This is a genomic window from Coprococcus sp. AF99-45 (genome assembly GCF_027663865.1).
Lineage (GTDB): Bacteria > Bacillota > Clostridia > Lachnospirales > Lachnospiraceae > Allocoprococcus > Allocoprococcus comes.
This window is the reverse complement of sequence record NZ_JAQDGZ010000028.1, coordinates 24,356-30,618: the sequence shown is the minus strand read 5'-3', so window position 1 is coordinate 30,618 and position 6,263 is coordinate 24,356. Positions and strand designations below refer to the sequence as shown.

The window sequence follows — 6,263 nt, the reverse complement described above, 5'->3', positions numbered from 1 at the left end:
TGGTGAAGGGTGATGAGGTGGTCAAGATTAGTAAAGTATTCTGAAATCTTCTTTTGTTCCTCAATAGCAGTAGGAACCGTAAGATACAAATTCCTCAATTTATTCAAGTACATATATGTACGAGAACCACCTTGCTTCTGTAAAATTGCATATCTAGCAAATTCTCTTCCATAGTTCAGCTGGTATTGCAAATATCTTGAATCTAAATTCTCATCTGTCGTAAAAACAGGATAAAGTGTACTAACTATGCCGTTTTCAGCAATATCATTGATGTTAAAATGGAATATTTCATCATCTGACATATGGCGATAAGTAAAGTATCCATAAGGTACTATGTTATATCCTGTGTTATCTGCGGATGCTATTTGATTTCCATCATAATAATCTGTTTGAAAAAAAATCCCCTTCCTTGAAGATGTTAAAACTGGATATTGATTGTTTTCTGTTGTTTTTTCTGTATACTCAACAATATTATCCCCCAACTTACGCTGTTCCCAATCTTCACTATACCCTTCAAATCTAATTTTAGGTTTTCCCATCTCTACCCCTCCATTTTCCCGATCAAATCATTCAAAGATGCCATTATTGACGCATCATCTGATGTTAATTCTTTGAGCATTGAAAGGAATTTTCCCTGCACTTTTTCGATTTCTTCATCCGTTTTCTTCATTTCACCTAAAAGTGCCGGCAGATCAACCTCTTCTTCTTTCTCAAAATTATCAACATATCGTGGTATATTGAGGTTAAAGTCATTTTTTTCTATATCTTCAAAGTTGGCAAGGAATGCCTCTTTTTCTACAGTTTCTCTCTTACTGTACAGATTGATAATCTCTTCAATATGTTCATCTGTCATTTCATTTTGCTTTTTCCCTTTATTGAACTTCTTGGAAGCATCAATAAATAATACATCTCTGCCATCTCTGTGCTTTTTCAATACAATGATGCAAGTCGGAATGGACGTGTTATAGAAAAGATTTGCAGGTAATCCTATTACCGCATAAATATTTCCTGAACGAAGCAGTTTTTCTCTGATTTTTCCTTCAGCTGCGCCGCGAAAAAGAACACCATGTGGTAAAACAATTGCCATAGTTCCATTACTTTTCAAATGATACAGTCCATGAAGCAGAAATGCATAATCTGCTTTCGACTTCGGTGCCAGTACACCATAATCACTGAATCTTTCATCTTGTAAAAATCCGGCAGCTGCACTCCATTTTGCTGAATACGGTGGATTCATAAGTACCATATTGAAATCTGTTTCTTCTCCTGTAGGCCAGTCTCCGTCAAGTGTATCTCCGTTACGAAGTTTCTGGTTTTCTGCCACAATTCCATGAAGGAACATATTCATTCTTGCCAAATTGTAAGTAGATGTATTCAATTCCTGTCCATAGTATTTAATATATTCTGGATGCTTTGCATATTTTTTTGCATTCAAAAGAAGCGAACCTGATCCCATACATGGATCATATACTGACAGACCTTGCTTTTCTTCCTGTCCCTTGATTGCAATTCTGGTTAAAATTTTTGATACTGCCTGTGGAGTATAGAATTCTCCTGCTTTTTTTCCTGTCTCCGATGCAAACCATCCAATCAAAGTTTCATATGCATTTCCAAGTATTTCTACATCCGAATTCAACAAGTCTGCATTATCAATTACTTTAATCAAACTTGCAATCGTATCACTCTGCTTTTGATCTCCCACTCCTAAACGATTGGAATACAAATCAATATCCGTAAACAAATCCACGAACAATTCATCACTTTGCTCAATATTATTAAATGCCTTCTGTAACTGCTCACGGCTAAAAGAATTATTTCTAGCTGCATCCGCAAAATAAGTGTAGGTAAGCTCCGGTTCAATCACATAATGGCATACACTTTTCATTTCCGTCTTTAACGCTTCTCCATCTTCTCCATTAAGAACTTTCACATATGCATCCAGTGCCTCTTTCAAGCTCTCTGGTTTTCCATCACAAATCATATCATATACTTTTATCAGAAAAGAATCGGATAAGTACTTGTAGAAAACAATCCCCAGCAAATAATCTTTATACTCATTAGCATCCATTTTTGAACGCAAAACATCCGCCCCACTCCATAACACACTGTTTAAATCCCTGCTGTTCTCCATTTCAGCCATTTTATACTCCTCCGTCTTCTGTTATTTCGCCGCAATGGGCTACTTTCTAATCATAGTGAAAGTATACCATACCTTCAAAAAATATGGTACTCATTCATCCTCTGTATTCTGCATAGAAAAAGACTGAAAGATACCTCTCCACAATAGCTTTCAGTCTTCCATCTTATTCTTTTCCACAATTAAACAGCACCCATTTACATCTTCCAAACCAGCTCCACGCCAACTTTCATCACCCCGGCAAGCAACATCACCCAGATTGGATTCATCTTCACCTTCCTGAGCAAGATCACACATACCACAAATATTCCAACCATCAGCCAACTGGTATCAGATATCACCATTTTCCCAGAAGCTTCCCAGAATGCTGTCTGCAAAATGGAAATTCCCGCCGATCCGATCAGTGCGACCACCGCCGGTCTGATCCCTCCAAGTATTCCCTGCAGCATGTCCATTTCCCGGTATTTTAAGTACAATTTTGCAATGATCGTCACGATAATGCAAGATGGTGTGATATATCCAAGTGTAGCCACAACCGCTCCCGGCATTCCGGTCAGTTTCATCCCAACAAAGGTTGCTGCATTGATCGCAATCGGTCCCGGAGTCATCTGGGAAATGGTGATCAGATCCGTAAATTCCGTCATGCTGAGCCAGTGATGCACATTTACGACCTGCCCCTGGATCAGTGGAAGTGCCGCATATCCACCTCCAAAGCTGAACAAGCTGATCTGAAAAAAGCTTAAAAATAATTGTATATACATCATACTCTTTTCCTCCGTCTGTTCCAGATTGTCCGGATTACACCAAAAACTCCACTTGCAATCACAATATAAATCACATTGATTCCCAATACACAGGCTGCTATAAAGGCTGCAATCATAACAATCGTTGCCACATTATCTTTCTTTTTTATAATTCCACATCCCATTTCATAAGTGACCGAGGCAATCACAGCTCCGACACCTGCCTGCATCCCTTCCAGCATCTGACTCACCAGATAATTATCCCGAAATGCATGATAAAAAGCAGAGATCAAAGAAATGATCACAAACGGTGGAATAATCGTTCCAATAATTGCAACCAGTGTTCCTGTAAGGCCGGCAAGCTTATACCCAACCACGATTGCCCCATTTACCGCAATCGGTCCCGGTGCTGACTGCGCGATTGCCACCAGATCCAGCATTTCATTTTCTTCAATCCAATGATAATCATCCACAAACTTTTTCTTCATCAGCGTAACGATCACATAACCGCCGCCAAATGTAAATGCACTTAGATATAATGTAGATAGAAAAAGTTTAACCAACACTTCTCTTTTATTCTTCATAATTTTTATCCTCCACCCATTAGTATATCTTTGCTTTATACAGATGTAAATTAAAATCCAGGTAAATTTCAAAACCTTTCCGAAACCTTTCCAATACAATTTTACCTCTTGACTTTTCCAACAATCTCATTTATCATATATAACATATCAATTTAGTAGGTTTATAAAGGAGTGACACAGAATGAACATCTTATGCTTTGGCGACTCAAACACATATGGCTACAAACCGGACGGAACCGGCAGATTTGACACCGACACCCGATGGACCAGTCTGCTTCAGAAGAAGCTGGGTGCTGACCACCGTGTGATCGAAGAAGGTCTTTGTGGAAGAACCACTGTATTTCAGGATGATCTTCGTGAGGGACGCCGTGGACTTGATCTGATCGGTGTCACGATGGAAATGCATAACCCTATCGATCTCCTTATCGTTATGCTCGGAACCAACGACTGCAAAACAAGATACAATGCGTCCGCAGGAACCATTGCCAAAGGATTGGCTCAAGTCATCCAAAAAGCCCGAAAAAACGCTTCTCAGCCTTTTGATCTCCTCGTCATTTCACCGATCCATCTGGGTGAAGGTGTTGGCGATCCTGGCTTTGATCCGGAATTTGATGAAAAATCCGTAGAAGTTTCAAAAAAGCTTGCTGAAGAATATCACAAAGTGGCACTTCTGCATCATGCAGCATTTCTGGATGCCTCCGCATTTGCATCTCCAAGCACCACAGATCGCGAGCATCTGGATGCAGCCGGTCACGCTGCACTTGCTAATGCAATCTATGAAAAAGTTATCGATATGCAAAAAGAACTGGAAAAAGCGGTATAGATTTTTAACGTCTATACCGCTCTTCGTATTCTTCATTAAATATAAATCCGCATGATATTGATCACAAATCCAATCGCCCCAAGTGTCATAAACACAAGCGCAGCTCCTGCTGCCTTTTTTCTTGTTTCAATCTTTTCCTGATCTTCGATGCTCATATTCTGGACCGGATATTTTCTTCTACCGATCAGATAAAGAATCAGTCCACTTGAATTATTTCCATTCATCGCCCAAAATCCCCAGAATTTCGGGTGCTTTAAGCCTCTTGCTTTTGCATCTGATACCGTCATCTGATAAATCTGCCATGCGGTGCAGATTGCTCCTACCAACGCAATTGCTCCGCTTGCTACTGCTGCTATTTGATTCCATCCCATAATAATCTGCCTCCTAAATCCGTTTGATAATCTGATAAAGCAATGCCGATGAACTCATGATTACCACACAAAATACAATTACCAGATAATAGGTTCCTTCCGGCAACAGCATGTTCAGCGCAATCAACAGTATCATCAGTATAATATTTAAAAGAATTGCTCCAGTCAGTTTTTTGTTGCTTTTTACAACATTTGTACTCTCTTCCAGATGTTCTGCCATCTTCTGATCTCCTTTCAACAGTTCATCAAGACTTACGGAATATAGATCACTAAGTGCAATGACACTGATAATATCTGGATACGATTTTTCATTTTCCCAATTGGAAATAGTCTGGCGGGAAACATCGATTTTCTCTGCAGCCTTCTCCTGGGTAAGCCCGGCTTCTATCCGTGCATTTTTTAGTTTCTTCCCTATTTCCATAATTCCTGTTTCTTCCTTTCACGGACATCATTCCATATAGAACACCAAAAGTCTATCAAACATCTTTTACAAATGGCATTTTTGCCTGTCAAAATTCTTTTACACCGGCAAATATACCTGTATCTTACCATCCGGAGAGATTTGTATCAAGAAAACTATGGCACTTTCTCCTCGCATCTGTTAAAATAGGATTTCAGAAACGGAGGTTTTGAAATGCTAAAATCCTATGTCTGTTTTGACCTGGAAACAACCGGGCTTGACCCACTATATAATGAAATTATTGAAATCGGAGCACTGAAAGTCCGTGACGGAAAGGTTGCCGAACGTTTTATGGAATTCATTCATCCACAGGAAGAGATTTCCCCGATGATCACGAATCTCACCGGCATTACGAATGAAATGGTTGCAAATGCCAGACCTGCCGATGCTGTGATCAGTGATTTCCTTGAATTCTGTGAAGATGATGTCCTGATCGGCCACAATGTAGGCTTTGATTACAGCTTCATGAAATCAGGTGCTTCCAATTTAGGACTTACTTTTGAAAAATTTGGAATCGACACATTTAAGATCGCCCAGCGCACCTTAAAATCACTTCCCTCCAAAAGTCTCTCCAGTCTGTGTGAATACTACCAGATTGAAAATAAAGCTGCGCACCGCGCCTACTATGATGCGCTTGCCACAGCAAAACTGTATCAGACACTGGCACACTATTTCGAAAATGAGGATCCTTCTCTTTTCAAGCCACAGCAACTTACATACAAAATAAAAAAAGTGCAGCCTGCCACAGCAAAACAGGTTGCACTTTTGCAGAGACTGTGCAGCCAGAAGAAAAAAGTACCGGAATGGAATCCGGATACGATCACGCGCAGTGAAGCATCTCGGCTGATTGACACTTTATTAAAGGCATAAGCAAAAAGATAGAATACGTCTTAAAGAATCTTCTTTCTTATAAACGTACTCTATCTTTTTTAGTTCTTCTTCACTGATCTTTCGCATATTGTTTCACCTGCCCGAAAATAATCTCTTCCGGATCTTACTTATTTACTTTCCAGTTTTCCAGAAGTTTTAATTCTATTTTCATTCCGGCTTTTCACCGATTTCTCTCCACATATGCATTTCAAATTATTGATGAATAAGGCTGTGACACCAGTCTTCATGCAACTGACGTTCAAGGTTATTGGTTG

At 39.6% G+C, this 6,263-nt stretch carries 8 protein-coding genes; 2 read left to right on the top strand and 6 right to left on the bottom strand.

The genetic code is table 11. The features are described from left to right. From PGR14_RS14585 to PGR14_RS14570, 4 genes are all read right to left on the bottom strand, one after another. Nucleotides 1-539 (bottom strand): restriction endonuclease subunit S (locus PGR14_RS14585; protein WP_270223632.1); only part of this gene is annotated, 539 nt, incomplete at its 3' end. A gap of 2 nt (nt 540-541) precedes the next feature. Further along, the gene (locus PGR14_RS14580) at nt 542-2,140 is read right to left on the bottom strand and encodes a type I restriction-modification system subunit M (protein ID WP_270223631.1); all 1,599 of its coding nucleotides are present in this window, start codon (nt 2,138-2,140) and stop codon (nt 542-544) included. A gap of 194 nt (nt 2,141-2,334) precedes the next feature. Further along, the gene (locus PGR14_RS14575) at nt 2,335-2,901 is read right to left on the bottom strand and encodes a chromate transporter (RefSeq protein WP_055261788.1); all 567 of its coding nucleotides are present in this window, start codon (nt 2,899-2,901) and stop codon (nt 2,335-2,337) included. After that, entirely contained in the window at nt 2,898-3,464 is a 567-nt protein-coding gene (locus tag PGR14_RS14570) for a chromate transporter (protein ID WP_055249188.1), read from the bottom strand. Before PGR14_RS14570 ends, PGR14_RS14575 begins: the two co-directional genes overlap by 4 nt. A gap of 181 nt (nt 3,465-3,645) precedes the next feature. On the opposite strand from PGR14_RS14570, the gene PGR14_RS14565 reads away from it, so the two are divergent. Then, nucleotides 3,646-4,287 (top strand): GDSL-type esterase/lipase family protein, encoded by a 642-nt coding sequence (locus tag PGR14_RS14565; RefSeq protein ID WP_270223630.1) that lies wholly within the window; start codon nt 3,646-3,648, stop codon nt 4,285-4,287. A gap of 35 nt (nt 4,288-4,322) precedes the next feature. On the opposite strand, the gene PGR14_RS14560 is transcribed toward PGR14_RS14565, so the two are convergent. Further along, complete coding sequence (locus PGR14_RS14560) at nt 4,323-4,658, bottom strand: hypothetical protein (RefSeq protein ID WP_055261784.1); 336 nt, start codon at nt 4,656-4,658, stop codon at nt 4,323-4,325. Nucleotides 4,659-4,671: 13 nt separating this feature from the next. Next, on the bottom strand, nt 4,672-5,079 hold the full coding sequence (locus tag PGR14_RS14555) for a helix-turn-helix domain-containing protein (RefSeq protein WP_008372798.1): 408 nt from the start codon (nt 5,077-5,079) through the stop codon (nt 4,672-4,674). 213 nt (nt 5,080-5,292) lie between these two features. Between PGR14_RS14555 and PGR14_RS14550 the strand changes: the two genes are divergently transcribed. Continuing rightward, complete coding sequence (locus PGR14_RS14550) at nt 5,293-5,988, top strand: 3'-5' exonuclease (RefSeq protein ID WP_055261782.1); 696 nt, start codon at nt 5,293-5,295, stop codon at nt 5,986-5,988. Nucleotides 5,989-6,263 lie beyond the last annotated feature (275 nt).

Bases quoted from the DNA above. Each gene is read 5' to 3' on its own strand.
- PGR14_RS14550 (WP_055261782.1), top strand. From the start codon at position 5,293: ATGCTAAAATCCTATGTCTGTTTTGACCTGGAAACAACCGGGCTTGAC.
- PGR14_RS14575 (WP_055261788.1), bottom strand. From the start codon at position 2,901: ATGATGTATATACAATTATTTTTAAGCTTTTTTCAGATCAGCTTGTTC.
- PGR14_RS14565 (WP_270223630.1), top strand. From the start codon at position 3,646: ATGAACATCTTATGCTTTGGCGACTCAAACACATATGGCTACAAACCG.
- PGR14_RS14580 (WP_270223631.1), bottom strand. From the start codon at position 2,140: ATGGCTGAAATGGAGAACAGCAGGGATTTAAACAGTGTGTTATGGAGT.
- PGR14_RS14555 (WP_008372798.1), bottom strand. From the start codon at position 5,079: ATGGAAATAGGGAAGAAACTAAAAAATGCACGGATAGAAGCCGGGCTT.
- PGR14_RS14560 (WP_055261784.1), bottom strand. From the start codon at position 4,658: ATGGGATGGAATCAAATAGCAGCAGTAGCAAGCGGAGCAATTGCGTTG.
- PGR14_RS14570 (WP_055249188.1), bottom strand. From the start codon at position 3,464: ATGAAGAATAAAAGAGAAGTGTTGGTTAAACTTTTTCTATCTACATTA.